At 71.1% G+C, this 24,142-nt stretch carries 20 protein-coding genes and 3 tRNA genes; 11 read left to right on the plus strand and 12 right to left on the minus strand.

The genetic code is table 11. The features are described 5' to 3' along the window. The first annotated feature begins 23 nt into the window (after positions 1 to 23). Together ACZ6ZQ_RS09695 and ACZ6ZQ_RS09700 are read left to right on the plus strand one after the other, a co-directional pair. Positions 24 to 1,106 carry a Leu/Phe/Val dehydrogenase gene (locus tag ACZ6ZQ_RS09695; RefSeq protein ID WP_453661292.1) on the plus strand — a complete coding sequence of 361 codons (1,083 nt, stop codon included), beginning with the start codon at positions 24 to 26 and terminating at the stop codon, positions 1,104 to 1,106. 280 nt (positions 1,107 to 1,386) lie between these two features. Next, a complete protein-coding gene (locus tag ACZ6ZQ_RS09700; protein ID WP_469768012.1) occupies positions 1,387 to 1,650 on the plus strand; it encodes a DUF3073 domain-containing protein in 264 nt (87 codons plus the stop codon). Between the two features lie 277 nt (positions 1,651 to 1,927). On the opposite strand, the gene purM is transcribed toward ACZ6ZQ_RS09700, so the two are convergent. The 4 genes from purM to ACZ6ZQ_RS09720 all read right to left on the minus strand — a co-directional run bounded on the left by purM (position 1,928) and on the right by ACZ6ZQ_RS09720 (position 6,540). Continuing rightward, positions 1,928 to 2,998: a phosphoribosylformylglycinamidine cyclo-ligase gene (gene purM, locus ACZ6ZQ_RS09705; protein ID WP_469768013.1), complete on the minus strand. Its 1,071-nt coding sequence runs from the start codon at positions 2,996 to 2,998 to the stop codon at positions 1,928 to 1,930. A gap of 36 nt (positions 2,999 to 3,034) precedes the next feature. After that, positions 3,035 to 4,552, minus strand: a complete 1,518-nt coding sequence (purF, locus tag ACZ6ZQ_RS09710; RefSeq protein ID WP_469768014.1) for an amidophosphoribosyltransferase — start codon at positions 4,550 to 4,552, stop codon at positions 3,035 to 3,037. A 258-nt stretch (positions 4,553 to 4,810) separates the two neighbouring features. Continuing rightward, positions 4,811 to 5,638 carry an META domain-containing protein gene (locus ACZ6ZQ_RS09715; protein WP_469768015.1) on the minus strand — a complete coding sequence of 276 codons (828 nt, stop codon included), beginning with the start codon at positions 5,636 to 5,638 and terminating at the stop codon, positions 4,811 to 4,813. Positions 5,639 to 5,745: 107 nt separating this feature from the next. Continuing rightward, positions 5,746 to 6,540, minus strand: a complete 795-nt coding sequence (locus ACZ6ZQ_RS09720; protein WP_469768016.1) for a maleylpyruvate isomerase family mycothiol-dependent enzyme — start codon at positions 6,538 to 6,540, stop codon at positions 5,746 to 5,748. A gap of 104 nt (positions 6,541 to 6,644) precedes the next feature. On the opposite strand from ACZ6ZQ_RS09720, the gene ACZ6ZQ_RS09725 reads away from it, so the two are divergent. Beyond that, positions 6,645 to 7,049 (plus strand): nuclear transport factor 2 family protein, encoded by a 405-nt coding sequence (locus ACZ6ZQ_RS09725; protein WP_469768017.1) that lies wholly within the window; start codon positions 6,645 to 6,647, stop codon positions 7,047 to 7,049. A 131-nt stretch (positions 7,050 to 7,180) separates the two neighbouring features. Here the strand turns inward: ACZ6ZQ_RS09725 and purL are convergent, their stop codons facing one another. The 3 genes from purL to purS all read right to left on the minus strand — a co-directional run bounded on the left by purL (position 7,181) and on the right by purS (position 10,447). Beyond that, positions 7,181 to 9,430, minus strand: a complete 2,250-nt coding sequence (gene purL, locus ACZ6ZQ_RS09730) for a phosphoribosylformylglycinamidine synthase subunit PurL (RefSeq protein ID WP_469768018.1) — start codon at positions 9,428 to 9,430, stop codon at positions 7,181 to 7,183. Between the two features lie 94 nt (positions 9,431 to 9,524). Next, complete coding sequence (gene purQ, locus ACZ6ZQ_RS09735; protein ID WP_453661278.1) at positions 9,525 to 10,205, minus strand: phosphoribosylformylglycinamidine synthase subunit PurQ; 681 nt, start codon at positions 10,203 to 10,205, stop codon at positions 9,525 to 9,527. Next, entirely contained in the window at positions 10,202 to 10,447 is a 246-nt protein-coding gene (purS, locus tag ACZ6ZQ_RS09740) for a phosphoribosylformylglycinamidine synthase subunit PurS (protein ID WP_266379892.1), read from the minus strand. Before purS ends, purQ begins: the two co-directional genes overlap by 4 nt. A 299-nt stretch (positions 10,448 to 10,746) precedes the next feature. On the opposite strand from purS, the gene ACZ6ZQ_RS09745 reads away from it, so the two are divergent. The 8 genes from ACZ6ZQ_RS09745 to ACZ6ZQ_RS09780 all read left to right on the plus strand — a co-directional run bounded on the left by ACZ6ZQ_RS09745 (position 10,747) and on the right by ACZ6ZQ_RS09780 (position 15,249). Further along, complete coding sequence (locus ACZ6ZQ_RS09745) at positions 10,747 to 11,076, plus strand: histone-like nucleoid-structuring protein Lsr2 (protein ID WP_469768019.1); 330 nt, start codon at positions 10,747 to 10,749, stop codon at positions 11,074 to 11,076. A 150-nt stretch (positions 11,077 to 11,226) separates the two neighbouring features. Further along, positions 11,227 to 11,298: transfer RNA gene (locus tag ACZ6ZQ_RS09750), tRNA-Gly, on the plus strand. A gap of 79 nt (positions 11,299 to 11,377) precedes the next feature. Next, positions 11,378 to 11,450 (plus strand) — tRNA-Gly (locus tag ACZ6ZQ_RS09755). Between the two features lie 134 nt (positions 11,451 to 11,584). Then, positions 11,585 to 12,511 carry an ABC transporter ATP-binding protein gene (locus ACZ6ZQ_RS09760; protein ID WP_469768020.1) on the plus strand — a complete coding sequence of 309 codons (927 nt, stop codon included), beginning with the start codon at positions 11,585 to 11,587 and terminating at the stop codon, positions 12,509 to 12,511. Continuing rightward, positions 12,508 to 13,317 carry an ABC transporter permease gene (locus tag ACZ6ZQ_RS09765; protein WP_469768021.1) on the plus strand — a complete coding sequence of 270 codons (810 nt, stop codon included), beginning with the start codon at positions 12,508 to 12,510 and terminating at the stop codon, positions 13,315 to 13,317. The genes ACZ6ZQ_RS09760 and ACZ6ZQ_RS09765 overlap by 4 nt, the downstream gene beginning before the upstream one ends. Further along, positions 13,290 to 14,540 (plus strand): sensor histidine kinase, encoded by a 1,251-nt coding sequence (locus ACZ6ZQ_RS09770; protein ID WP_469768022.1) that lies wholly within the window; start codon positions 13,290 to 13,292, stop codon positions 14,538 to 14,540. The genes ACZ6ZQ_RS09765 and ACZ6ZQ_RS09770 overlap by 28 nt, the downstream gene beginning before the upstream one ends. Beyond that, complete coding sequence (locus ACZ6ZQ_RS09775; protein WP_469768023.1) at positions 14,537 to 15,154, plus strand: response regulator; 618 nt, start codon at positions 14,537 to 14,539, stop codon at positions 15,152 to 15,154. The genes ACZ6ZQ_RS09770 and ACZ6ZQ_RS09775 overlap by 4 nt, the downstream gene beginning before the upstream one ends. 22 nt (positions 15,155 to 15,176) lie before the next feature. Continuing rightward, positions 15,177 to 15,249: transfer RNA gene (locus tag ACZ6ZQ_RS09780), tRNA-Gly, on the plus strand. Between the two features lie 45 nt (positions 15,250 to 15,294). On the opposite strand, the gene ACZ6ZQ_RS09785 is transcribed toward ACZ6ZQ_RS09780, so the two are convergent. From ACZ6ZQ_RS09785 to ACZ6ZQ_RS09805, 5 genes are all read right to left on the minus strand, one after another. Continuing rightward, on the minus strand, positions 15,295 to 16,194 hold the full coding sequence (locus tag ACZ6ZQ_RS09785) for a phosphoribosylaminoimidazolesuccinocarboxamide synthase (RefSeq protein WP_469768024.1): 900 nt from the start codon (positions 16,192 to 16,194) through the stop codon (positions 15,295 to 15,297). Positions 16,195 to 16,269: 75 nt separating this feature from the next. Next, complete coding sequence (locus ACZ6ZQ_RS09790; RefSeq protein ID WP_469768025.1) at positions 16,270 to 17,787, minus strand: N,N-dimethylformamidase beta subunit family domain-containing protein; 1,518 nt, start codon at positions 17,785 to 17,787, stop codon at positions 16,270 to 16,272. A gap of 340 nt (positions 17,788 to 18,127) precedes the next feature. After that, complete coding sequence (locus ACZ6ZQ_RS09795) at positions 18,128 to 19,927, minus strand: M48 family metalloprotease (RefSeq protein ID WP_469768026.1); 1,800 nt, start codon at positions 19,925 to 19,927, stop codon at positions 18,128 to 18,130. A 570-nt stretch (positions 19,928 to 20,497) separates the two neighbouring features. Next, positions 20,498 to 21,748 (minus strand): phosphoribosylamine--glycine ligase, encoded by a 1,251-nt coding sequence (gene purD / locus ACZ6ZQ_RS09800; protein ID WP_469768027.1) that lies wholly within the window; start codon positions 21,746 to 21,748, stop codon positions 20,498 to 20,500. A 61-nt stretch (positions 21,749 to 21,809) separates the two neighbouring features. Next, positions 21,810 to 24,110 carry a DNA polymerase III subunit gamma and tau gene (locus tag ACZ6ZQ_RS09805; RefSeq protein ID WP_469768028.1) on the minus strand — a complete coding sequence of 767 codons (2,301 nt, stop codon included), beginning with the start codon at positions 24,108 to 24,110 and terminating at the stop codon, positions 21,810 to 21,812. Between the last annotated feature and the right edge of the window lie 32 nt (positions 24,111 to 24,142).

The following is a 24,142-nucleotide window of genomic DNA, read 5'->3' on the forward strand; positions in this document are numbered from 1 at the left end:
CTTCGTACTTGGGAGTCACCACCGTGACCGATGTGACTGACGGCGTCCTGCACACCCTGTTCCACTCGGACCAGGGCGGACATGAGCAAGTCGTGCTGTGCCAGGACCGTGCCACAGGCCTGAAGGCCGTCATCGCCATCCACTCGACCGCCCTGGGCCCGGCCCTCGGCGGCACCCGCTTCTACCCGTACGCCTCCGAGGAAGCCGCCGTCGCCGACGCGCTGAACCTCTCCCGGGGGATGTCGTACAAGAACGCCATGGCCGGCCTCGACCACGGCGGTGGCAAAGCCGTGATCATCGGAGACCCGGAGCGGATCAAGACGGAGGACCTGCTGCTGGCGTACGGCCGCTTCGTGGCCTCGCTCGGCGGCCGCTACGTCACGGCCTGCGACGTCGGCACGTATGTCGCCGACATGGACGTGGTGGCGCGCGAGTGCCGGTGGACCACCGGACGCTCTCCCGAGAACGGCGGCGCCGGCGACTCGTCGGTGCTCACCGCGTACGGCGTCTTCCAGGGCATGCGGGCCTCCGCCCAGCATGCGTGGGGCGACCCGACGCTGCGCGGCCGCAAGGTCGGTGTCGCGGGCGTCGGCAAGGTCGGGCACTACCTGGTCGAGCACCTGCTCCAGGACGGCGCCGAGGTCGTCATCACGGACGTCCGCGAGGAGTCGGTACGCCGGATCACCGATAAGTTCCCGCAGGTCACAGTGGTCGCGGACACGGATGCGCTGATCCGCACGGAAGGCCTGGACATCTACGCGCCGTGCGCGCTCGGCGGTGCGCTGAACGACGAGAGCGTGCCCGTACTGACCGCGAAGGTGGTGTGCGGCGCGGCCAACAACCAGCTCGCACACCCGGGCGTCGAGAAGGACCTCGCCGACCGCCACATCCTCTACGCGCCCGACTACGTCGTGAACGCGGGCGGGGTGATCCAGGTCGCCGACGAGCTGCACGGCTTCGACTTCGACCGGTGCAAGGCGAAGGCGTCGAAGATCTTCGACACCACGCTGGCGATATTCGCACGTGCGAACGCGGACGGCATTCCGCCGGCCGCGGCGGCGGACCGTATCGCCGAGCAGCGCATGGCGGAGGCGCGTCACCGATAGCACCTCTCGGGTGGTCCTCGCCGACCGGGGAGACAAGACTCACGCCGGTCGGCGAGCCGCCCGCCAAGAAGAGGTTAAAATCGCGGTTGACCAGCGAGGACGGGGCGCCTTGCCGGTCCTGCGAGGTGGCACGTGATGCGGGCGGCGTACCGTATGGCCGCGGAAGCAGGTACCGTTGAAGCCCTACGGACACGGTCTCTCCAAGGAGAGCCCGCTCCGAACCATGAACGCGTGTCAAGACTCTGGGGCCGTCGAGCCCCGTCACCGAGGGGGTCGAGCCATGGGGCGCGGCCGGGCCAAGGCCAAGCAGACGAAGGTCGCCCGCCAGCTGAAGTACAACAGCGGCGGGACTGACCTGTCGCGTCTGGCCAACGAGCTGGGCGCATCGACTTCGAGTCCGATTTCGAGTCAGCCGCCGAACGGCGAGCCGTTCGAGGACGACGACGAGGAAGACGACCCGTACGCCCGCTACGCGGAGATGTACAACGACGACGAGGAAGAGGACGACGAGTCCGATCCGTCGTCGCAGCGTCGCGGCGCTTGACGCCTGCACCTGCTCACTTCAGACCCGGTCCGGGGCTCAGGCCTCGGACCGGGTTCTGTGCTGTTCAGCTCGCGACCTGTCCCAGTGCCGTGGCCGGAAAGATTTGCCGGGAAGCTCGCGGCGTCCGGCGCATGGGGTCTCCCCAGCCCCGGAGGGCCGAGGGGACGCATCGCAAGGCGGAGCATCGCCCTCGTACTGGATGTACTTGGGTGGCGCGACAACGCAGCGAGGTGCCGTGCAGGGCGTCGCGAGCCGGTGGACCTTTCCGGCCACGGCACTAGCTCGCGTACGTGTTCACCAGGGCCGCGCCCGTGGTGTGCTCGCCGCGCTCGGTGATCTCGCCCGCGACCCAGGCGTCGACGCCGCGGTCCGCGAGAGTCGTCAGCGCCACGTCGACCGACTCGGACGGCACGACGGCGATCATGCCGACGCCCATGTTGAGGGTCTTCTCCAGCTCCAGCTGCTCGACCTGGCCGGCCTTCCCGACGAGATCGAAGACCGCGCCCGGGGCCCACGTGGACCGGTCGACCACCGCGTGCAGGCTGTCGGGGACGACGCGGGCCAGGTTCGCCGCGAGCCCGCCGCCGGTGACGTGGCTGAAAGCGTGCACCTCGGTGGTCCGGGTCAGCGCGAGGCAGTCAAGCGAGTAGATCTTGGTGGGCTCCAGCAGCTCCTCGCCGAGGGTGCGGCCGAACTCCGGGACGTCCCGGTCCAGCGCCCAGCCGGCCCGGTCGAAGACCACGTGGCGAACGAGCGAGTACCCGTTCGAGTGAAGGCCGGAGGACGCCATGGCGATGACCGCGTCCCCCGTACGGATACGGTCCGCGCCCAGCAGCCGGTCGGCCTCCACGACGCCCGTACCGGCGCCCGCGACATCGAAGTCGTCCGGACCCAGCAGGCCGGGGTGCTCGGCGGTCTCGCCGCCGACGAGGGCCGTGCCGGCGAGCACACAGCCCTCGGCGATGCCCTTGACGATCGCGGCGACGCGCTCCGGGTGGACCTTGCCGACGCAGATGTAGTCGGTCATGAAGAGCGGCTCGGCGCCACAGACGACGATGTCGTCCATGACCATCGCGACGAGGTCGTGGCCGATCGTGTCGTAGACGCCCATCTGGCGGGCGAGATCGACCTTCGTGCCGACGCCGTCCGTGGCGGAGGCGAGCAGCGGGCGCTCGTAGCGCTTGAGGGCGGAGGCGTCGAAGAGGCCGGCGAAGCCGCCGAGGCCGCCGAGGCCCGCGACTTCGGCGCGCTGCGTCTTCTTCACCCACTCCTTCATCAGCTCGACGGCGCGGTCGCCCGCCTCGATGTCGACGCCCGCGGCCGCGTAGGAAGCACCTGTCTCAGACATTGCCTGGGATCTTTCGGTTGGAATGACGGGGCTTGATTACGGACGACGGAGGGCGTCGGCGGCGTCGGCGCCGCCCGCCAGCTCGGTCTCCAGAAGCTGCTTGCCCAGCAGCTCGGGGTCGGGCAGCTCCATCGGGTACTCGCCGTCGAAGCAGGCGCGGCACAGGTTCGGCTTGGCGATGGTGGTCGCCTCGATCATGCCGTCGATGGAGATGTACGAGAGCGAGTCGGCGCCCAGCGAGGTGCCGATCTCATCGATGGTCATGCCGTTGGCGATGAGCTCGGCGCGGGTCGCGAAGTCGATGCCGAAGAAGCACGGCCACTTGACCGGCGGGGACGAGATCCGGATGTGGACCTCGGCGGCGCCGGCCTCGCGGAGCATCCGGACCAGCGCGCGCTGGGTGTTGCCGCGGACGATCGAGTCGTCCACGACCACCAGCCGCTTGCCCTTGATGACTTCCTTGAGCGGGTTCAGCTTGAGGCGGATGCCGAGCTGGCGGATGGTCTGCGAGGGCTGGATGAAGGTCCGGCCCACATAGGCGTTCTTGACCAGTCCCGCGCCGTACGGGATCCCGGAGGCCTCCGCGTAGCCGATGGCGGCCGGGGTGCCGGACTCCGGTGTCGCTATGACGAGGTCGGCCTCGGCGGGCGCTTCCTTCGCGAGCCTGCGGCCCATCTCCACCCGGGACAGGTAGACGTTGCGGCCGGCGATGTCGGTGTCGGGGCGGGCGAGGTAGACGTACTCGAAGACACAGCCCTTGGGCTTCGCGTCTGCGAAGCGGGAGGTCCGGAGTCCGTTCTCGTCGATCGCGATGAGCTCGCCCGGCTCGATCTCGCGGACGAAGCTCGCGCCACAGATGTCGAGGGCGGCGGTCTCGGAGGCGACCACCCAGCCACGCTCCAGCCGGCCGAGGACCAGGGGGCGGATGCCCTGCGGGTCGCGGGCGGCGTACAGCGTGTGCTCGTCCATGAAGACGAGCGAGAAGGCGCCCTTGACCTTGGGCAGGACCTTGGCGGCCGCTTCCTCGATGGTCAGCGGCTTGCCGTCGTCGTCCGTCTGCCCGGCGAGCAGGGCGGTGACGAGGTCGGTGTCGTTGGTGGCGGCGACCTGAGTGGCGCGGCCGTCCTTGCGGGGCAGGTCGGCGACCATTTCGGCGAGCTGGGCCGTGTTGACCAGGTTGCCGTTGTGGCCGAGCGCGATCGAACCGTGGGCGGTGGCCCGGAAGGTCGGCTGCGCGTTCTCCCACACGGAGGCTCCGGTGGTCGAGTAGCGGGCGTGACCGACCGCGATATGACCCTGGAGGGAACCGAGGGAGGTCTCGTCGAAGACCTGGGACACAAGGCCCATGTCCTTGAAGACGAGGATCTGGGAGCCGTTGCTGACCGCGATACCCGCGGATTCCTGGCCCCGGTGTTGGAGGGCATAGAGCCCGAAGTACGTGAGCTTTGCGACCTCTTCGCCCGGAGCCCAGACACCGAAGACGCCGCAAGCGTCCTGGGGGCCCTTTTCGCCGGGGAGCAGGTCGTGGTTGAGTCGTCCGTCACCACGTGGCACGGCTCCGAGTGTAGGCGAGATCGACCACTGGTCCGAATTGGGGACGGAGCCGGAGCCGGGGTTGACGGGGTCGGATGTTCGCACAAAAGCCGCGGAATAGAGCCTTTGGCGGGTCGTACGGGTGAGTAGCGGCCCGTGGACGCGTGCCGCACATCACTCTCCGCACCGCCGATGCGGCCGCCCCCACCCCCCGGGACGCTCGTTGACAGGTTCACGCGCCCTCGCGCGCAACGCCGCACGCAATTGACGCGTACCTGATCAGGCCGCCGTCGCCGCCAGTCCCTTGCCGCTCTCCGCGGTGAGGGACAGGCCGCGGTGCCTCAGCTCGTACGTCACCTTGCCGCGCAGGACCTCGGACACCGCCTGCTCCACCGTCATCTCGGGACCCGGGCACATCCTGCGGGTGCCGGCCAGGCGGCCGAAGGTGATCGTCTGCCCGGACACCTTCGCGTCGGCGTGGAAGGTGTTGCAGCCGAGGCTGCCGTGTACGGAACCGTCCTTGCCGAAGACCAGGTACGCCTTGTCCTCCGTGCCGGCCGGCAGCGAGGACGCGGTCTCGCCCGTGAGCAGGGACGTGACGTTCCACTTGGTGCCGACGAGCGGCGCCTCGGCCTGCGCGGTCATGGCGATGGAGTCACCCTTCGCGGTGGTCAGCGTGAGGTTCTTGTCCGACAGCTTCGCCTTGAGCTTGCCGGAGAAGGCGGCGCTCAGGGCGGACTCGAAGCCCTCGGTCTCCTTCGGGCAGCCCATCTCGGTCGTCTCGCCCGGCACGACCGTGATCGTGTCGCCCTCGATGGTGACGTCGGCGCCGAAGTGGTTGCAGCCGTAGTTGCCCGTGGCCCGCCCCTTCTGCCCGCCCTTGGTGTCGAACTCGACATGGGCACCGGCCGGGGCCGCCGTCCGCTTCCCGCCGACGGTCACGCTGTCGACGGTCCAGTGCACGCCGGTCACGCGCGACGCCGGCTGTACGGAGCCCCCCGCGCTGTCACCGGCGCCCTTTCCGGAGACCGTCTCCGTGCCACAGGCGGTGAGCGTGAGGACAGCGGTCAGGGCGGCCGCGGCGGGAACGATCAGCTGAGTACGCATGTCGGTGTGACGGGGCGGGCGGGACTCCGGTTCCCCCGGACCGCCGCCTTGCCCCGGGACGCCTGCCCCCGGGCGTCGGTCCGCCGGGCCGCCGAGCCGCCGAGCCGTCAGCCCATCAACGGCAACAGCGCCGAGATGTCGGACCGCTCACCACTCGCACTGATCTTGACTGCGTCCAGTGCCTCGCTCCACTCCGTACGCCCCGTCGCGAGACGGATCCACGTCAGCGGGTCGGTCTCGACGACATTGGGCGGCGTGCCGCGTGTGTGCCGCGGCCCTTCGACGCACTGGACCACGGCGTACGGCGGAATCCGCACCTCCACCGATCTGCCCGGCGCCTTCACGGCGAGTGTGTCCGCGAGCAGGCGCACACAGGCGGCGAGTGCCTGCCGCTCGTACGGGACGTCGAGGCCGGCCGCGGCGTTCAGGTCGTCGGTGTGGACGACGAGTTCGACGGTGCGCGTGACCAGGTAGTCGCCGAGGCGCATCGCGCCCGTACGGGTCTGGATCAGCCGGTCGTCGGATGCCCGCGACAGCGCGTCGGTGACGGCCGCGGCCGTCCGCTCGTACAGTGCGTCGAGGTCCTCGGCCCCGTCGGCGATCGCGCGGGTGTCGTCGTCGATCGAGCCGGCTCGTTCGGCCGTCGTGAACGGCCAGTCCATCAGCGCGACTTCCAGCGTGGCCGGTTCCGGCTGTTCCAGGCCCCGGACGACGGCGTGCACGGCCAAGGTGAAGTGTGCGGCCAGCTCGCGGACGGTCCACGGACCCAGCCGGGTCGGCAGGGCGAGCTGCTCGGGAGTCAACGTCCCCACTGCCTCCCGTACATGCCCGAACTGCGCGAGCACGGCGGCCCGGATCTTGGCGGAGTCATAGCTGCGGGTGCGCTTCTTGGCCGGGGGCATGAGCCGAGGTTAATCGCTTCCACGTGGCAGGGGTCCGGGACCCGGCGGAAGATGAGAAGCAGCGCGAACAGCGGAAACACAGGCACGAGAGGTGTGAATCAGCCATGACAGAACACCCCGACAGCGCCCTGGTCCGCCGGGGGTACGAGGCGTTCAACAAGGGCGACATGGACACCCTGGGCTCCCTGATGACGTCGGACTGCATCCATCACATGCCCGGGAGCAGCCAGATCTCCGGGCACCACAAGGGTCGGGACAACGTCCTGGCCCTGTACGGCCGGCTCAGCGAGCTCTCCGGCGGCAGCCTGCGCGTCGAGCTCGACGGTGTCTTCCCGGACGGGCGCGGGCATGCCATGTCCGTCCACAAGATCTTCGCAGAGCGTGGGGACCGCGGGATCGAGCTCCGGGGCGGCCTGTGGTTCACCATCGTCGGAGGCAAGATGTCCGACATCGACGAGTGCGTTCAGGACATCGACGAGCTGGACGCCTTCTGGGGCATGCCGGAGTAGGCGAGCGGGACGACAAAGCCCCCGTCCGGGCGGCGGACCGTCCGGACGGGGGCTGCTGTCCTGCGTCGTGTCTTCAAGGTCCCGTCTGCACGTGCGGGCGGACGGGACGTCGAAGACGCTCCCTGGGCGGCTCAGACGAGCAGAGCCGGAATGGTCTCCTCATGCGCGGTACGCAGCTCGCTCAGCTCGATGCCGAACTCGCCCTGCACCTCCACCGCGTCCCCGTCGACCACACCGATCCTCGTGGCGGGCAGACCCCGCGCACCGCACATGTCGGTGAAACGGAGCTCCTCGCTGCGCGGGACGGCGACGACCGCACGGCCCGCCGACTCGCTGAACAGGAAGGTGAACGCGTCGAGACCGTCCGGGACGACCAGCCGCGCGCCCCTGCCGCCGCGCAGGCACGACTCGGTGACCGCCTGGATCAGACCGCCGTCCGACAGGTCGTGCGCCGCGTCGATCATGCCGTCGCGGGAAGCCGAGATCAGGATCTCGGCGAGCAGCTTCTCCCGGTCCAGGTCGACCTTCGGCGGCAGACCGCCGAGGTGGTCGTGAACCACCTGGGACCACGCTGAGCCGCCGAACTCCTCGCGCGTCTCGCCCAGCAGATAGAGGAGCTGGCCCTCTTCCTTGAAGGCGATCGGCGTACGGCGCGTGACGTCGTCGATCACACCGAGCACCGCCACGACCGGGGTCGGATGGATCGCCGTCTCACCCGTCTGGTTGTAGAGCGAGACATTGCCGCCGGTCACCGGCGTGCCGAGCTGCAGGCAGCCGTCCGCGAGACCGCGGGTGGCCTCGGCGAACTGCCACATGACGGCCGGGTCCTCGGGCGAGCCGAAGTTCAGGCAGTCCGAGATCGCGAGCGGCTTCGCTCCCGAGGCGGCGACATTGCGGTACGCCTCCGCCAGCGCGAGCTGCGCACCCGTGTACGGGTCGAGCTTCGCGTACCGGCCGTTGCCGTCCGTCGCGACCGCGACACCGAGGTTGGTCTCGGGGTCGATCCGGACCATGCCCGAGTCCTCGGGCTGGGCGAGGACGGTGTTGCCCTGCACGAAACGGTCGTACTGGTCCGTGATCCACGCCTTCGAGGCCTGGTTCGGCGAAGCGACCAGCTTCAGGACCTGCTCACGCAGTTCCCCGGAGGTCGCCGGGCGGGGCAGCGCACCCGCGTCGTCGGCCTGCAGCGCGTCCTGCCACTCGGGGCGCGCGTACGGACGCTGGTACACCGGGCCCTCGTGCGCGACGGTCCGCGGCGGTACGTCCACGATCTGCTCGCCGTGCCAGAAGATCTCCAGGCGCTCGCCGTCCGTCACCTCACCGATGACGGTGGCGATGACGTCCCACTTCTCGCAGATCTCCATGAAGCGGTCGACGTACTGCGGCTCGACGATCGCGCACATGCGCTCCTGCGACTCGCTCATGAGGATCTCCTCGGGCGAGAGGGTCGCGTCGCGCAGCGGCACGGTGTCGAGCTCGACCCGCATACCGCCGGAGCCGGCGCTCGCCAGCTCACTCGTGGCGCAGGAGAGTCCGGCGCCGCCGAGGTCCTGGATGCCGGCGACCAGCTTCTCCTTGAAGATCTCCAGGGTGCACTCGATGAGGAGCTTCTCCTGGAAGGGGTCGCCGACCTGGACGGCGGGGCGCTTGGCCGGGCCGGTCGACTCGAAGGTCTCCGAGGCGAGCACCGAGACACCGCCGATGCCGTCGCCGCCGGTGCGGGCGCCGTACAGGATCACCTTGTTACCGGCGCCGGACGCCTTCGCAAGGTGGATGTCCTCGTGCTTCATGACGCCCACGCACAGAGCGTTGACCAGCGGGTTGCCCTGGTAGCAGGAGTCGAAGACGACCTCGCCGCCGATGTTCGGCAGGCCCAGGCAGTTGCCGTAGCCACCGATGCCCGCGACGACACCCGGCAGGACACGCTTGGTGTCGGGGTGGTCGGCGGCGCCGAAGCGCAGCGGGTCCATGACGGCGACCGGACGGGCGCCCATCGCCAGGATGTCGCGGACGATGCCGCCGACACCGGTGGCCGCGCCCTGGTAGGGCTCGATGTAGCTGGGGTGATTGTGCGACTCGACCTTGAAGGTGACCGCGTACCCCTGACCGACGTCCACGACGCCCGCGTTCTCGCCGATGCCGACGAGCAGGGCGTCGTTCTCGGGAGCCTTCTCGCCGAACTGCCTCAGATGGACCTTGCTGCTCTTGTACGAGCAGTGCTCGGACCACATGACGGAGTACATGGCGAGCTCGGCGCCGGTCGGGCGGCGGTCGAGGATCTCGCGGATGCGCTCGTACTCGTCCTGCTTGAGTCCGAGCTCCTTCCAGGGCTGCTCGACGTCAGGGGTGTCGCTCGCGTGCTTGACGGTGTCGAGAGTCATGAGGCTGCGCACCCTTCAATCGCTTCTCCGCCCGCGCGGCGCAGAGGCGCGGCTTTCGTCTTCGTGTGCGGCCCGGCGGCCGCGCGTGCGTCGCTCATGGGCTGACCAGCTTCTTCAGGATCGAGGTGAAGAATCCGAGGCCGTCGGTGCGGCCGGTCCCGATGAGCGGCTCCACGGCGTGCTCGGGGTGCGGCATCAGGCCGACGACATTGCCGGCGGCGTTGGTGATGCCCGCGATGTCGCGCAGTGAGCCGTTCGGGTTCATGCCGACGTAGCGGAACGCGACCCGGCCCTCGGCCTCCAGCTCGTCGAGGACGCGCTCGTCGGCGACGTAACGTCCGTCGATGTTCTTGAGCGGGACGGAGATCTCCTGGCCCGCTTCGTAGTCGGCCGTCCAGGCGGTGTCCGCGTTCTCCACGCGGAGCGTCTGGTCGCGGCAGATGAAGTGCAGATGGTTGTTCCTGAGCATCGCACCGGGCAGCAGGTGCGTCTCGGTGAGCACCTGGAAGCCGTTGCAGATGCCGAGAACCGGCATTCCGGCCTTCGCCTGGTCGATGATCGTCTCCATCACCGGCGAGAAGCGGGAGATCGCTCCGGCCCGCAGATAGTCGCCGTAGGAGAAGCCGCCCGGCAGGACCACCGCGTCGACCTGCTTGAGGTCCTTGTCCCGGTGCCACAGCGAGACCGGCTCGGCGCCCGCGATACGGACGGCGCGCAGTGTGTCCCGGTCGTCGAGCGTCCCGGGGAAAGTGACGACTCCGATACGAGAGGTCACGACTCCACCTTTACGACGAAGTCCTCGATGACGGTGTTGGCGAGGAACGTTTCGGCCATCTCGTGGATGCGGGCGAGGGCGGCGTCGTCGACCGGCCCCTCCACCTCGAGTTCGAAGCGCTTTCCCTGACGTACGTCCGCGATCCCCTCGAAGCCCAGGCGGGGCAGTGCGCGCTGCACCGCCTGCCCCTGCGGGTCGAGGATCTCCGGCTTGAGCATGACGTCGACTACGACGCGTGCCACTGGCACTCCCGGTGGTGTGGTGCTGAAGGCGGTTCCCTCAGCGTACCCGCCCGAAAATTCTACGCGCATAGATATCCGGAGAACCCCATGTGAAAATCCAGAGAAAAACTCCTCCGCCCCATTGCGGAGGACACGCGGATGCAATTGGCTGGGCTTCACAATGCGACGCCGACCGCTGTACAAAGGAATACAGCGGAAAGCAGCATTGCCCCGCAGCAGCCGGAATACCGGTATCGCCGCATGTCAGCACTGACCTGTACTGACTTGGCACGGCGAACCGCAGGAAAGGACCGATATCCGTGGCGCAGCGCGTAGTGGTCACACTCTTCGACGACATCGACGGCGGCGAAGCGGCGGAAACGGTTTCGTTCAGCCTGGACGGGAAGTCGTACGAGATCGACCTCAATCCCGCCAATGCAAAGAAACTGCGCAACGCCCTCGCCCCGTACGTGGCGGCGGGCCGTAAGCAGTCGAAGCACACGGGCAGGCCACGCAAGGAGTACCGGCACACCGCCGTCGCCCCCGACCCGGCGGCCGTCCGTGCCTGGGCGCAGTCCAACAAGATGGACGTGCCGGCGCGTGGCCGGATCCCGAAGCGGGTCTACGAGGCGTTCCAGCAGGCGAGCTGAGCTCCGGCCGCAGGACGCGGCCGAAGACCCCGCAGGACGGGCCGGCGAACGCCACCCCAGGTGAACCGAGTTGCACTGCACCCCCGCAGGTGGGCTAGAGTCTGGAGCACGCCGAGGGGCGAGGCCGGAAGGCCGGACCTCACGGAGCGTGCGGGTGTAGTTCAGTAGCAGAACAGCCCTCTTCCAGAGGGAAGGCGCAGTGTGCAATTCCTGTCACCCGCTCCGCACCGCTTACCGACCACAGATGTGGATCAGGTACAGTGGTGAACGCACCGCCCGGTGAAAGCCGGTCGGGAGCAATGCGGACGTGGCTCAGTTGGTAGAGCATCACCTTGCCAAGGTGAGGGTCGCGAGTTCGAATCTCGTCGTCCGCTCAAGAAGGATCAGGGCCCCGGTCATCACGACCGGGGCCCTGGTCGTATGCCCGGACACGCCCCCTGACATTTGTCATACGGAGTGGTGACAGCGCGCACTGCTGCCGGGGCCGGACCGGCTGGACGCTGAAGTCATGACTGAAGCGATCCAGGCCAAGGGGCTGCGGCGGGTGTACGCGGGGGGCTTCGAGGCCGTCCACGGAATCGACTTCTCGGTGGCGCACGGAGAGATCTTCGCGCTGCTCGGGACGAACGGCGCGGGTAAGACCTCGACGGTGGAACTCCTGGAGGGCCTGGCCGAGCCGAGCGGCGGCACCGTGCGGGTGCTCGGCCACGATCCGTACCGGGAGCGGGGGAAGGTCCGGCCGCGGATCGGGGTGATGCTCCAGGAGGGCGGCTTCCCGAAGGAACTGACAGCGCGGGAGACGGCCAGGATGTGGGCCGGGTGCACCGGTGGCGCCGGCCCCGTCGACGACGCGCTGGAGATGGTCGGGCTCGGTGTGCGCCGCGACGTACGGGTGAAGCAGCTCTCGGGGGGTGAACGGCGGCGGCTCGACCTGGCGTTGGCGCTCGTCGGGTCCCCCGAGGTGCTCTTCCTGGACGAGCCGACCACCGGCCTGGACGCCGAAGGGCGACACGCCACCTGGGAGTTGGTGCGCCGGCTCCGGGACAACGGCACGACTGTGCTGCTCACGACGCACTACCTGGAGGAGGCCGAGGAGCTGGCCGACCGGCTCGCCATCCTCCACGAGGGGCGGATCGCCACCGAGGGGCGGGTGGCCGAGGTGGTCGCCTCGCGGCCGTCGCGGCTCTCCTTCCAGCTGCCGGAGGGCTGGTTCGTCGGCGATCTGCCGTCACTGGCCGAGCTGGGCGTGACCGGGCACGAGGAGCAAGGCAGGACGGTCCGCCTTGAAACCGGCGACCTGCAGGGGGTCGCCACCGCACTCCTGGTGTGGGCCCGCGACAAGGGCGTCGAACTGACCGCCCTGGAGGCCAGGTCGGCCTCGCTGGAAGAGGCGTTCCTGGAGATCGCCCAGAGTGTGAAGGGGGACGCGCGATGAGCGCGACGGGGGAGAGCGTGCGTGGCGCGGAGGCGAGGGCGGCCACCACCGCTGTGACGCGGCTGACCGCCCTGGGACGGGCCGAGTTGACGCTGATGGGGCGCAACATGACGGCCCTGTTCATGGCGCTGGTGATGCCCATCGGGATGACCTTCGCGATGCGGCAGTCGGTCAAGGGCATGCCACTGTCGGAGCACGGTCTGTCCGCCGGGACGGTGCTGCTGCCGGCCGCGGTCGGCCTGGTCCTGCTCTTCGGCGTCTACACGACCCTGACCCAGCTGTACGTCGTACGCCGCGAGGAGCTCGTCCTGAAGCGGCTGCGCGCCGGGGAGCCGACCGACCCGGAGATCCTCACCGGGGCCGCACTGCCGATCGTGCTGGTCGCGCTGGCGCAGTGCGTGCTGCTCGCGGCGTGCGGCGGGCTGCTGCTCGACGCCGAACTGCCGCGCTCGCCGCTGCGTGTGCTGCTCGGCGTGGTCCTCGGGATCCTGCTTTCGGTGGTACTCGCGGCGATCTCCGCGGCCGTGACCCGCACCGCCGAGGCCGCGGGGCTCACCACGATGCCCCTGCTGCTCGGCTCGCTGGCCGGGTCCGGTCTGATCGTGCCGCTCGAGGTGATGCCGGACCGGCTGGCCTCGGTGCTCGAACTGCTTCCGATGTCCCCGGTGGTGTCACTGGTCAGGGACGGCTGGACCGGAGCCGCGAGCGGCACGGACGCGCTCCGGCAGGTGGCGGTCGCGCTGGTCTGGACGGCCCTGGGAGTGTTTGCTGTACGGAGGTGGTTCCGCTGGGAGCCACGGCGCTGATCAGGGGGAACGGGCGGATGCTGGGCCGGATACGGGGATGGCGGCAGCGCTGGCAGGCGCACAGCCGGCTGGAGAAGACCGACCTCTACTCGCGCGGCACCCTCAACGCCATGCTCTGGCTGTTCCTGCTGAGTTGGGGCGTGCTGCCGCTCGCGGCGGACGTCCCGCACCGCCCGCTGCCGCTGGCCCTGGCCGCCGCCCTGCTCCTGGCGAACGCCGCCCAGTGCGTCGTCGCCAACCGCATCCTCGGAACCGCGTACGACGACTTCCTCGGCAAGGCCGACTTCCCGCGCCGGCGGCTGTCGGCCCCGCTGGCCCTGCTCGCGCTGACCACCGGCCTCCTGGTCGCGCTGTCCGCGGTCTCGGACCACTCGCTGCTCCTGCTGCTCGCCGTCGACGTACCGATGGCCGTGATGGTCCCGTACGCGCTGCTCGTGCCGGTGCGCACCTTCCTCCTGCACAGCGTGGTCTATGCGGCCCTGACGGTCGGGGCCTGTGCCGCCGCCGGGCTGCGGGGGGCCGCGCTGGCCTCGCTGTTCCCCGTACTCCTCGCCGCGGGCGGGCTGGTCCTGCTCACGGTGCGGCCCAGCGCGTGGTCGCTGCGCAACATGTGGCAGCAGGAGGAGGCCAAGGAGATCCAGGCCCGGCTCGCGGTCGCCGAGGAGCGGCTCCGGTTCGGCCGCGACATGCACGACGTACTCGGCCACAACCTCGCCGTCATCGCGCTCAAGAGCGAACTCGCCGTGCAACTGGCCCAGCGCGGCCGGCCCGAGGCCGTGGCGCAGATGGTGGAGGTGCAGCGGATCGCCCAGGAGTCGCAGCGTGAGGTACGGGAAGTGGTGCGCGGCTATCGCGAGGTGGACCTGGAGGTCGAACTCGACGGCGCCCGCAGCGTGCTGGAGGCCGCCGGCATCGACTGCGCCTTCGCCGGGAGCGCGGAGGGGCTGCCGCCGAAGGTGCAGTCGGCGCTCGGCTGGGTGGTGCGCGAGGCAGCAACCAATGTGCTGCGCCACGGCGACCCGCGCACCTGCGCGGTGCGGCTCTCCGTCTCGGAGGGCGCGGCGGTCCTGGTCGTCGAGAACGACGGAGCGGTCCGCGCCCCGGCGGGCGGCGGCTCGGGGCTGACCGGGCTGCGCGAGCGGCTCGCGGCGCTCGGCGGCACCCTGGAGGCCGGCCCGACCGGCAACGGAATGTTTCGACTGACCGCGGAGGTGCCGCGATGAACCCCGCTCCCGTGCGGGTGCTGCTCGCCGACGACGAGCACCTCATCCGGGGTGCGCTCGCCGCGCTGCTCGCGCTCGAGGACGACCTGGTCGTCGTCGCCGAGGCCGCCTCCGGACCCGAGGCCCTCGCCATGGCCCGGGCGCACCGGCCCGATGTCGCGGTGCTCGATCTGCAGATGCCGGGCGCCGACGGTGTGAGTGTCGCCACAGCCCTGCGGGCCGAGCTGCCGGAGTGCCGGACCATGATCGTCACCAGTCATGGCCGCCCCGGGCATCTGAAGCGGGCCCTGGCGGCCGGGGTGCGCGGCTTTGTGCCCAAGACCGTCAGCGCCCGGCGGCTCGCCGAGATCATCCGTACCGTTCACGGGGGAAACCGCTATGTGGACCCGGAGTTGGCGGCCGATGCGATCTCGGCCGGGGACTCGCCCCTGACGGCCCGCGAGGCGGAGGTCCTGGAGCTGGCCGGGGACGGCGCGCCCATCGCGGAGATCGCCGAACGGGCCGCGCTGTCCCCGGGGACCGTCCGTAACTATCTGTCGTCGGCGGCCTCGAAGCTGGGCGCCGAGAACCGGCACACCGCAGTTCGTCTCGCACGTGAGCGAGGTTGGGTATAGTGGTTCCCGCGCTACGGCGCATGCGGACGTGGCTCAGTTGGTAGAGCATCACCTTGCCAAGGTGAGGGTCGCGAGTTCGAATCTCGTCGTCCGCTCCGAGTAAGAAGCCCCCGGCCGGTCGGCCGGGGGCTTCTTCGTGTCTACGACCAGCTCGTGCCGGTCAGCAGCTCGTACGCCTCCACGTACTTGGCGCGGGTCGCGTCCACGACCTCCTGCGGCAGGGCCGGCGGCGGCTGCTCGCTCTTGCGGTCCCAGCCGGAGGCCGGCGAGGTCAGCCAGTCGCGTACGTACTGCTTGTCGTACGAGGGCTGGGCACGGCCCGGCTGCCACTGGTCGGCGGGCCAGAAGCGCGAGGAGTCCGGGGTCAGCACCTCGTCCGCGATGATCAGCCGGTCGCCTTCGAAGCCGAACTCGAACTTGGTGTCCGCGAGGATGATCCCGCGCTCGCGGGCGATGTCCCGCGCCCGGCCGTAGACCGCGAGGGTCGTCCGGCGCAGCAGGGCCGCGGTCTCGGCGCCGACCTGGTGCGCGACCACCTCGTACGACACGTTCTCGTCGTGGTCGCCGACGGCGGCCTTCGTCGCGGGGGTGAAGATCGGGGCGGGGAGCTCGGATCCGTCGACGAGCCCCTCGGGGAGCGCGAGGCCGCAGACCGTACGGGTGTCGTTGTACTCGACGAGACCCGAGCCGGTGAGATATCCGCGGGCGACGCACTCGACCTGCACCATGTCCAGGGCCTTGCAGACCAGGGTGCGGCCGGCCCAGTCGGCCGGGGCGCCGGCCGGGAGATCGGTGGAGATCACATGGTTGGGGACGAGGTCCGCGAGCAGGTCGAACCACCAGAGGGACAGCTGGGTGAGCACCCGCCCCTTGTCGGGGATCTCGGTGGGCAGCACCCAGTCGTACGCGGACATGCGGTCGCTCGCGACCATCACGAGGTCACCGGCCTCGGTCTCGTACAGGTCGCGCACCTTGCCCGTGTGGAGGTGGGTCAGACCCGGAACCTGAAGCGGCTCGGGCTTTTCTACGAATCCGGACACGGTTCCTCCGCGTAGGTTGATCCAGGAGCGCTTCGATTCTCCCGTACGGGACGCGGACCGGCGCGGACGGGGTCGTCAGTCGCGCTTGCAGATCCGGTCGAGCAGATTGGCGGTCGCGCGCTGGACGCGGGTGTCCACATGGCCGGGGCGGTCGAGGGCCGGGGACCAGGCGAAGGTGCCGGAGGCGAAGACCAGCGCTCCGGAGGGGGCCCGGTAGAGGGACGTCTCCTGGTGGCGGGTCGTGCCCTCACCGTCCTGGTAGGGCGAGTGGGCGAGCAGGATGCGGCCCTGGTGCTCGGGGAGCGGGGTCCGTGGGAAGTAGCGGTCGGCCTCGCCCGCGACCAGGCCCGGGATCTCGTCGCCGTCATCCGCGCCCGTCGCATCCCAGAGCCAGTGCTCGGCGTTGCGCACCACCATGGGGTGGGGCTCGGGGACCCGGCCCGCGTACTGGATGCCGAGCAGCTGCTGCTCGGCGCGGTCGACGTCCCGCCAGAGGGCGGAGCGGCCGGGGCCGCGCCGCTTGCGGCAGGTGAGCAGCCGGTCGGCGATACCGGACGGGGAGGGACCGAGCTCGACCTGCCAGTACATGGTGTTGGCGGAGAGGAAGACCAGGGACGTGCCATGCTCGCGGGCGAGCTCGACGGTACGCCGCATCGGCACCGACCAGTACTCGTCGTGGCCGGGGAAGACCAGGCCCCGGTAGCGGGTGGGGTCGACCAGGCCGGCGTGCAGATCGCGGGCGTCGGCGTACGCGAGGTCGTAGCCGTAGCGCTCGGCCCAGCGGATGAAGTCGTACGCGTGCCCCACATGGAGGGGGAGGCCCGCGCCCGCGTACGGACGGTCGAAGGAGACCGTGGTCGCGGCGTCCTGCTCGCCGAGGAGCCGGCCGTGGTCGTCCCAGGCGTGGTAGAGGCTGGCGCCGGTCCGCCCGTCTTCCGGGTAGAGGTTGTACGCCTGCCAGGTGATGTCGGGGAGGAGCAGGAGCAGGTCGGCCGGATGGCTGTCGCGGACGGTGAAGGGGATGTGCGAGCGGTAGCCGTCGGCGGTGGTGAGCACGGCGACGTACGCCCCGACCGACCAGTAGGACGGGATCTGCAGCCGCCAGGAAAGCCACCAGTGGTGGCAGGAGACCGTGCGGTCGGCGGTGAGCGGGGCGGGCTGGACGATGCCGGAGAGCCGCGGGCTGGTGGTGATCTTGGCGGCGCCGTCGCCGCCGTAGTGCCCGATCCGGTAGACGTCGACGGAGAACTGCTGGGGCGGGTCCACCGTCACATGGAAGTCGATGGCCTCGCCCGGGGCGACGGCGCCGGTGGACGCGAAGCCCTTGATCTGGCGGTTCACGTCGTCGGCGGTACGGGGGCCGCGGGCGCGTTCGCCGCGCGTGCTGCTGCCGCGCGTGCCCTTGTCGCCGTCGGGTGCCGGGTCCGGGTCCGCGTACCAGGGGACCACGTGGCCGGTGTCGTCGAAGTACTGCTCGCTGCCGCGCAGCCAGGGCAGGGGGCCCTGGCCGAAGGGGTCGGTGACGGCGTGGGCGAGGGCGCCCGATTCCCACCGTCGGATCTGTTCCGCCTGCCGGATCTCTTCCGCCCCCATGCTGCGCCCCTCCCTCGCTTCCCGAGACCAGTTCTGGTGAGACCAGTGCTTGTGAGACCAATGCGTGTGAGACCAGTTGGTGCGACGACTGTCAGCGCCGGTCCAAGCACATCACATAACGCACGCACTCCGTCACCGTTCGTCGCGAATTGACGTGAAAGGGAGCGTTCCATTCCGCGTGTCGTGTGCGTCCAGGAGCCGTGTGACGTGTGTGCGGGCCGCGTGACGTGCATCGGGCCGTGTGACGTGTAGGGGGAGGGCGGGTCCAGGGGGGCGGGGCGGGAGCGGCGGGGAGGCTCGCCCGCACAGGCACGGCTCGGCGCGTCGCCGGGACCGGTGGTCAGACCAGACGTACGGGTTTCTCGGGGCGGATCCCGGCCGTCGCGAGCCATGCGCGCAGCGGCTCCGGGTCGCCGTCCTCGACCAGGCTCAGCACGCTGGCGCCCAGGTCCGTACGGCGCTCACCGCCGATCAGCAGGGCCGGGCCGTCGAGCCAGTCCATGCCCGGGCAGGCGCCGGCGGTGTCGACGGCCGCGCAGCAGACCATCGCGGTGACATGATCGGCGAGCAGCTCACGGGCCGTACGGGGCGGCTGGAGCGGGACGAGCGGCAGCGGGTCCGTGCCCCAGATGGCCACGGCGCCTCCCGCTGGGTCCGCGACGGGCGGCGCGGCCGACCACTCGCGGGCGGCCTCTTCGCGGGCCACGTCCGCGCTGATCCCGGCGGCGAGGGCATCGCCAGGGGCTTCGCCCGAGGGATCGGCGGACGCGCCGGGGGGCACGTCGTCGGACGCGTCACCCCGGGTGCCGGTGCCAGTTCCCGTGTCGGCGCCAGTTCCGGTGCCGGTGGTTCCGGTGCCGGTGCCGGTGCCTGTACGTGTGCCGGTGCGTGCGCCTGAGCCTGGGCCGGTACCGGAGAGGTGCTCCATCACCCGGGCAAGGGTCGGGCCTGCCGCCGCACCGGCGGCGGGACGCACCCCCATCGCGTCGAGGACCCGGTGCAGCCGGGCCGCTTCCGTACGCCATTTCCGGTCCACGACCTCTTCCGGGTACTGCTGCCAGTCCACCGGGGACCAGTCGGGTCCGGCTTCGGCCGGGCCGCCGTGGAAAAGGCGCGCGGCCAGCAGCGACGCGGCTTCGTCGACCGCGCCCGGCTCCTCCAGCAGATCGCAGGCGGGGCGCTCACCGAGCCGGGACGTGAAGCCCTCCGCCAGCCGGTCGCGGCGGGACAGCTCGGTCAGCGCCGAGACGACTCCCGCGTCGAGACGGCTCGGCCATCGCCCCATCCGCCAGGCGGGCAGCGCGACGCGGGTCAGCAATCGGTCCCAGCCCGCGTAGGCGAGGCCGACCTGCTCCTGGGCGACGATCCGCAGACCGTAATCCACAGCCTGTGCACGCTCGGACGCGGCGGCGGCGACCCCCCGTTCCATCTCGGCGGCATGGCCGCGACAGCCCCGCAGCAGCAGCCGGGCCACCCGGCCGACAAGGCCGAGGGCGAACCGGCGTATCAGGCCCGGACCGGGATGGGCGGCGAGCCCCACCGCGGCGTCGAGACCGCGGACGAAGCGGCGGGCCGCGGCTATGTCCGGATGCGCGGACGGCCCCGTACCGGCGACGACCGGGGCGAGCACGGCCCGCAGCTCGGCGACCCGCATCCACCACAGGAACGGGGAGCCGATGACCAGGACCGGCGCGTCGTCACGGACCGCACGGCGCGGGGCGTGTGCCGGATGCGTACGGTCCTCGAGCCAGCTGTCGCAGTCCGGAGTGAGGGCTATCGCGGAGGGCGCCGGCACATCCAGGCGGTCGGCCAGGTCCTCCACCAGCTGGTACAGATCCGGGGCCGACTTCTCGGCCAGCTGCACCGTCGGGCTGACGGCCGGCCTGGCCCGGGTGATCACGGCGGCGACGGCCGCGGCGGCCAGGAGCACGACCACCGCGGTGGACGTCACCACCCAGCGGGCGGTGTCCCAACTCCCGCCGCCGATCCGGCCCGTGGCTCCGCCGACGAGCAGCACGACGGCTGCGGCAGCGGGCAGCAGCGCGGCAGCCAGCGCCCTGCTGCGAACACGCAGCACGGCGAGGGCCCGGGAGCGCGCAGCCAGCGCGCCCGCCTCCTCACCGACAACGGTTCCGGACACGGCCGGACTCACCCCCTCTGCCCTGCGGCGACGTTGCTCACTCCCCCACCATGGCACCCGCCGCCGACATCGCAATGCCGGTGGGCCAAGTGCCGGAATGCTTGCGCCGCACCCTAGTTGGGGCGTGAGCGGCCGTCATCCGGATGGGGCAGCGGTCACTCGATGGAATGCCTTTGGTCAAAGGTGCTGACATGTGCGCGCGGGGCCTTGCAGGCCCCGGGCTGCGAGTCGGACAGGCCGGGGCGCGCGGCCGCCGCGCCGGTCGCATGGCGGGCGAACGGTCGACCGGGGGCCGAGTGGACGTCGGCCGGACGCTGGACGACGTCGCAGGGCAGATGGGGGTATCGGGGCAAACGGGGGTGGCGGGGCAGACGGGGGATCGAGGCGGCCGTTCAGGGCCGGCGCCCCGAGGGCGGCCGTTGGGCTTCGGTGCCCCGGGCCCTGTGCCCCGGGCGGGCACTCGGTCCCTGCGCCCCGGGGCCGGGGGGCCGGGGGCGCTTGTCCCTCCGGCCGGAGGGGACCCGGACCCCCGCGCAGCACCCGGAGGCGGGTGCCGCGCGGCTGGGCGGGTCAGTGCTGCGCGGCCTTCGCAGCGATGTCCGTGCGGTGGTGGGAGCCGTCCAGGTGAATACGGCTCACCGCGGCGTACGCACGCTCGCGGGCCTGCGCGAGGTCGTCGCCGGTCGCGGTCACCGAGAGGACACGGCCACCGGCGCTGACGATCGTGTCGCCGTCTTTCCTGGTCCCGGCGTGCAGCACGTACGCGTACGGAGCGTCCTGCTCCGCGACCGCGTCCAGTCCTCCGATCGGGTCACCGGTCCGCGGCGTGTCCGGGTAGTTGTGCGAGGCGACGACGACGGTGACGGCCGCTTCGTCGCGCCAGTTCAGCGGGGGCTCGTCGTCCAGGGTGCCGCGCGCCGCGTTGAGGAGGACGCTCGCGAGCGGGGTCTTGAGACGGGCAAGGACCACCTGGGTCTCGGGGTCACCGAAACGGGCGTTGAACTCGATGACCCGCACGCCACGGCTGGTGATCGCGAGACCGGCGTACAGGAGGCCGGAGAACGGCGTACCGCGACGGTGCAGCTCGTCCACGGTGGGCTGGAGCACGGTCGCCATGACCTCGTCGACGAGCTTGGGATCGGCCCACGGCAGCGGCGAGTACGCACCCATGCCACCCGTGTTGGGCCCCTCGTCTCCGTCCAGCGCCCGCTTGAAGTCCTGGGCGGGCTGCAGCGGAAGCACCGTCTCGCCGTCGGTGATCGCGAAGAGGGAGACCTCGGGGCCGTCCAGGTATTCCTCGATGACGACGCGGTCGCAGGAGATCGCGTGCCGGCGGGCGTGCTCCAGGTCGCTGGTCACGACGACGCCCTTGCCTGCGGCAAGACCGTCGTCCTTCACGACGTACGGAGCACCGAACGCGTCCAGCGCCTCGTCGATCTCCTCCGGCGTCGTGCAGACGTAGGAGCGGGCGGTCGGGACGTTCGCCGCGGCCATCACGTCCTTGGCGAAGGCCTTGGAGCCCTCCAGCTGGGCCGCCTCCCGGGACGGGCCGAAGCAGGGGATGCCCGCGGCCCGTACGGCGTCGGCGACACCGGCGACGAGCGGGGCCTCGGGGCCGACGACCACCAGGCCCGCTTCGAGCTCGGTGGCGAGCGCGGCCACGGCGGCGCCGTCGAGGGCGTCGACCGGGCACAGCTCGGCGACCTCCGCGATTCCGGCGTTGCCGGGCGCGCAGTACAGAGCGGTGACGTCGGGATCGAGGGAGAGAGCGCGGCACAGGGCATGTTCGCGGGCGCCGCCGCCGATGACGAGGACCTTCACGGCAGCCAGGGTAGCCCGCGCGGCGACTGTGACCTTGTGCGGGCCGCCGAAGCGCCCGTACCTACTCGTTTGTGTATTCCTCCACAACGGTGGCGCCGAGCTCCCGGACGATCAGGTCGTGGCCGGAGAGCGCGGAGTCCACGAGGTCCGGATCGTCCTCCTCCGGGATGTCGTCCTCGGGTGCGACGGGCTGCGGAGCGGCCTGGGATGCCTGGGACTGCGGGGCCGGGGCCGCCGTACGCGGAGGCTCGGGGGCGGCCGGTCCCGGCTGCGGGGCCTGCGTGGGGGCCGGGGCGGCCGAAGCCTGCTGAGCCGGGCGAGGCGTCCCCTGCGCGGCGGGCGCCGCGGAGGGCGCCTGGGCCTGTCCGGGCCTGCCGCCGAATCCGCCGCCACCGCCGAATCCGCTGCCACCTCCGGAGGTGGCCGGGGGCTGACCCGCGCCGCCCGACGGATCGATGATCGCCTCGATCTTCCACTGGACGTTGAACTGCTCGGCGAGCGCCTGCTTGAGCACGTCCTCGCTGCCGCTGCTCGCGAAGTTGTCGCGGGCTCCGGCATTGATGAAACCGACCTGGAGCGTCGTGCCGTCGAAGCCCGCCACCTGGGCGTTCTGACTGAGCAGGATCCAGGTGAAGCGACGGCGGTTCTTGACCGCCTCCAGGATGTCCGGCCACATGTTCCGCACCTGGGCCGCGCCCTGGGACGCGGCCGGGGCGACGGCCTGCGGGGCCGCCGGCACCGCAGGCGCCACGGGCTGCTGCGCGGCGGGCGCGGCAGGGGCAGCGGACTCCTGGGCAGCCGCCGGCGCCGGGCGGCCCTGGCCTGGCGCGGCAGCGGAGGGCCAGGCGCCGGGCCGCTGGGCGCCGGGCGCACCGGAACCGGGGCTCGCGGCACCGGGCCAGGCACCGGGCCGCTGGGCGGCGGGCTGCTCCTGGGCCGGTGCCGGGGTCCCGGCCGGGGTCGCGGCCGGGGCCTGCACCTCCGGGGCGGCGCTCGGGGTGGGCGCAGCCGGGACATCGGGCTGCGCGGGCGCCGTATGGACGGGCTGGGTCTGGGGCTGCACCGGCTCGGGGGCGGCTCCCCCGCCCCGTACCGCCGCACGCGCGGCCGCCGGGCCACCGCCCGGCACCATCGGCGGATGTGCCTCCGGCCCCGGCACGTACCCCATCGCGGGCCCGGTCCCCTGCGCCATGAACGCGGCTCCCGCGCCCCGCTCCAGACGGTCGAGGCGGGCCTGCAGAGAACGCTCGTCGTCAAAGGCCGCAGGCAGCAGCACCCGGGCGCAGATCAGCTCCAGCTGCAGCCGCGGCGAGGTCGCGCCCCGCATCTCCGTCAGTCCGGCATTGACCAGATCGGCCGCGCGGCTCAGCTCGGCACCCCCGAACACCTGGGCCTGCGCCTGCATCCGCTCGACCACGTCGACGGGGGCGTCGATGAGCCCCTTCTCCGCCGCGTCCGGCACCGCCGCGAGAATCACCAGGTCCCGCAGCCGCTCAAGCAGATCGGCGACGAAGCGCCGCGGATCGTTGCCACCCTCGATCACCCGGTCCACGACCTCGAACGCGGCGGCTCCGTCGCCCGATGCGAACGCCTCCACGACCGAGTCGAGCAGCGAACCGTCCGTATAACCAAGGAGGGACGTCGCCATGGCGTATGTCACACCGTCGTCGGCCGCGCCCGCGAGCAGCTGGTCCATCACGGACATCGAGTCACGCACCGACCCGGCCCCGGCGCGCACGACCAGCGGCAGCACCCCGTCCTCGACGGGAATGCCCTCCCGGCCGCACACCTCCGCCAGGTACTCCCTGAGCGTCCCGGGCGGCACCAGCCGGAAGGGGTAGTGGTGCGTACGCGAACGGATCGTCCCGATGACCTTCTCGGGCTCGGTCGTCGCGAAGATGAACTTGAGATGCTCCGGCGGCTCCTCGACCACCTTCAGCAGGGCATTGAAGCCCGCCGAGGTGACCATGTGCGCCTCGTCGATGATGTAGATCTTGTACCGGCTCGACGCGGGCCCGAAGAACGCCTTCTCCCGCAGCTCACGGGCATCGTCCACACCACCGTGCGACGCGGCGTCGATCTCGATGACGTCGATCGAACCCGGCCCGTTGCGCGCGAGGTCCCGGCAGGACTGGCACTCCCCGCAGGGGGTCGGCGTCGGCCCCTGCTCACAGTTCAGACACCGGGCGAGGATGCGCGCGCTGGTCGTCTTCCCACATCCACGCGGCCCGCTGAACAGGTACGCGTGATTGACCCGGTTGTTCCGCAGCGCCTGCTGCAGCGGGTCGGTGACATGCTCCTGCCCGATGACCTCGGCGAAGGACTCGGGACGGTAGCGGCGGTACAGCGCAAGGGACGACACGCATACGAGGTTATCGGGGCCCACCGACAACC

It is taken from the genome of Streptomyces sp. NPDC053673, from assembly GCF_055585225.1.

Coding starts and splice junctions, on each gene's coding strand:
- ACZ6ZQ_RS09700 (WP_469768012.1), top strand. CDS start 1,387: ATGGGGCGCGGCCGGGCCAAGGCCAAGCAGACGAAGGTCGCCCGCCAG.
- purM (WP_469768013.1), bottom strand. CDS start 2,998: ATGTCTGAGACAGGTGCTTCCTACGCGGCCGCGGGCGTCGACATCGAG.
- ACZ6ZQ_RS09715 (WP_469768015.1), bottom strand. CDS start 5,638: ATGCGTACTCAGCTGATCGTTCCCGCCGCGGCCGCCCTGACCGCTGTC.
- ACZ6ZQ_RS09720 (WP_469768016.1), bottom strand. CDS start 6,540: ATGCCCCCGGCCAAGAAGCGCACCCGCAGCTATGACTCCGCCAAGATC.
- ACZ6ZQ_RS09725 (WP_469768017.1), top strand. CDS start 6,645: ATGACAGAACACCCCGACAGCGCCCTGGTCCGCCGGGGGTACGAGGCG.
- purL (WP_469768018.1), bottom strand. CDS start 9,430: ATGACTCTCGACACCGTCAAGCACGCGAGCGACACCCCTGACGTCGAG.
- ACZ6ZQ_RS09760 (WP_469768020.1), top strand. CDS start 11,585: ATGACTGAAGCGATCCAGGCCAAGGGGCTGCGGCGGGTGTACGCGGGG.
- ACZ6ZQ_RS09765 (WP_469768021.1), top strand. CDS start 12,508: ATGAGCGCGACGGGGGAGAGCGTGCGTGGCGCGGAGGCGAGGGCGGCC.
- ACZ6ZQ_RS09775 (WP_469768023.1), top strand. CDS start 14,537: ATGAACCCCGCTCCCGTGCGGGTGCTGCTCGCCGACGACGAGCACCTC.
- ACZ6ZQ_RS09790 (WP_469768025.1), bottom strand. CDS start 17,787: ATGGGGGCGGAAGAGATCCGGCAGGCGGAACAGATCCGACGGTGGGAA.